The organism is Streptomyces sp. WAC05292 (genome assembly GCF_003949955.1).
In the GTDB taxonomy this organism is placed as follows: domain Bacteria; phylum Actinomycetota; class Actinomycetes; order Streptomycetales; family Streptomycetaceae; genus Streptomyces; species Streptomyces globosus.
This window is the reverse complement of the sequence record NZ_RPSE01000626.1, coordinates 1-2,256: the sequence shown is the minus strand read 5'-3', so window position 1 is coordinate 2,256 and position 2,256 is coordinate 1. Positions and strand designations below refer to the sequence as shown.

The following is a 2,256-nucleotide window of genomic DNA, read 5'->3' as shown; positions in this document are numbered from 1 at the left end:
GTGGGCTCGTACGCGCTGCACGCGTACAGCGAGGTGCAGGCGATCGTCTGGGCCGGGTGAGGGGGCGGAGGCGGGAAGGGCGTCGGAAAACTGGTGCGGGAAAATTTCGAACCAGACAAAACGGACATGGCTGCGGTTTCCGCATGCCGAAACCGTCGGACCGGGTCCTGCGAACCGGGGGTAACACCTGCCCGGCGGCCTTCCAAAGCCGCTCGGCATCCGTCCTCGGTGCCCGGATTCCAAGGTCAATGAAGCTGGAAGATTCCGGACTCTCATCTTCCGGATGTGGAAACCGCAGGCTCTAACGTCCATTGGCATGACTCAGCTGGACGTTCGGCCCGCGGCCGAAGACACGGCACGCGACGTCACCGACGTACGCGGCAAGGGCCTCGGCAAGGGGTCCGTGGGACTGGTGGGCAGCGCCGTCATCGGCATCTCCACCGTCGCCCCCGTCTACTGCCTGACCTCCACCCTCGGCTCGACGGCCGGCGAGGTCGGCGTCCAGATGCCGGCCGTCTTCCTGGCCGGCTTCCTCCCGATGCTCCTCGTCGCCTTCGCCTACCGCGAACTCAACAAGGCCGTCCCCGACTGCGGCACCTCCTTCACCTGGACCGTTAAGGCCTTCGGCCCCCGCATCGGCTGGATGTGCGGCTGGGGCCTGGTCATCGCCACGATCATCGTGCTGTCCAACCTGGCCGGCGTCGCGACCTCCTACTTCTGGCTGCTGGCCGGCGAGATCACCGGCAGCCCCTCGATCGCGGCCCTCGACGACAACAAACTCGTCCACATCGCCACCTGCCTCACCCTCGTCGCCGTCGCCACCGCCATCAGCTACCGCGGCATGACCGCCACCAAGGGCGTCCAGTACGCCCTGGTAGGCCTGCAGCTCCTCGTCCTCGCCGTCTTCGTCGCCATGGCCCTCCAGAAGGCGTCCGCCGGCAGCTTCGACACCGGGCTCGACTTCTCCTGGCAGTGGATGAACCCGTTCGCGGTCGAGTCCATGGCGGCCTTCACCGCCGGCCTCTCCCTCTCGATCTTCATGTACTGGGGCTGGGACGCCTGCCTCGCCACCAACGAGGAGACCACCGGATCTGCCAAGACCCCGGGCCGGGCCTCGCTCATCGCGATGGTCGTCCTGGTCGGCTCCTACCTGGCCACCGGCATCGCCGCCCAGATGGCCGTCGGCTCCGGCGACAAGGGCCTCGGCCTCGCCAACCCGGACACCTCCGACAACGTCTTCGCCGCCCTCGCCGGACCCGTCATGGGCCCCGCCCTCGGCGTCCTCCTCTTCGTCGCGGTCCTCGCCTCCGCCGCCGCCTCCCTGCAGACCACGTTCATCCCGGTGGCGCGCACCGTCCTCGCGATGTCCACGTACGAGGCGCTGCCGCCCGCGTACGCGAAGGTCCACCCGAAGTTCAAGACCCCGGGCCGCGCCACCGTCATGGCGGGCGTCGCGACCGGCGCCTTCTACACCGTCATGACCCTCGTCAGCGAGAACGTCCTCACCGACACGATCTTCGCGCTCGGCCTGATGATCTGCTTCTACTACTCGCTGACCGCCTTCGCCTGCGCCTGGTACTTCCGCGCCGAACTGCGGCGCAGCGCCCGCGACCTGTTCTTCAAGGGCGTCTTCCCCCTCCTGGGCGGGATCCTGCTGGCCGCCGTCTTCCTCAAGACCCTGGTCGACATGTGGGACCCGGCGTACGGGTCGGGATCCACCGTCCTCGGCGTCGGCAGCGTCTTCGTCATCGGCGTCGGACTCCTCGTCCTCGGGCTGGGCGTCATGCTGGTCACCGAACGCCGCAGCCCCGCTTTCTTCCGCGGCGAGGTCCTCACCAAGTCGACGCCGGCCCTGGTCGTCGAAGACTGACCGGCTCCACGCGCAACGGCCCTGCCGGGCCCGGGGGTGACCCCCGGGCCCGGCAGGTCGTTGTACGCGGCATGAACGCCAAGAACGCCAAGAACACGAAGAACGCCGTGAAGCGCGGCCTCACGGCCCTCGCCCTCTCGACGGGCGCCCTCGGTCTGGCGGCCGGCGCCGCCCACGCAGACGGCACGAGCCTCCAGGCGGCGGCCCCCCTCGCGAAGCGCGTCGGCGACATCGTCGACCACCCGGGCCAGGCCGTACAGGACACGAAGACGGCCCTGGCGGTGACAGGCGCGGCGGCGGGCTCGGCCACCAAGTCCACGAACGCCTCCCTGGCAGGCGCGGGCGGAGCACTGCACACGCTGCCGCAGGCACCGGCGGTCAAGTAG

General features: G+C 69.5%; 2 protein-coding genes. Both read left to right on the top strand.

The genetic code is table 11. The features are described 5' to 3' along the window. Positions 1–316 precede the first annotated feature (316 nt). A complete protein-coding gene (locus EF903_RS31800; protein ID WP_125548429.1) occupies positions 317–1,870 on the top strand; it encodes an APC family permease in 1,554 nt (517 codons plus the stop codon). Between the two features lie 71 nt (positions 1,871–1,941). Further along, complete coding sequence (locus tag EF903_RS31795) at positions 1,942–2,256, top strand: hypothetical protein (RefSeq protein ID WP_260616197.1); 315 nt, start codon at positions 1,942–1,944, stop codon at positions 2,254–2,256.

Excerpts from the sequence above, each read along its gene's own strand:
- EF903_RS31795 (WP_260616197.1), top strand. The coding sequence starts at position 1,942 with ATGAACGCCAAGAACGCCAAGAACACGAAGAACGCCGTGAAGCGCGGC.
- EF903_RS31800 (WP_125548429.1), top strand. The coding sequence starts at position 317 with ATGACTCAGCTGGACGTTCGGCCCGCGGCCGAAGACACGGCACGCGAC.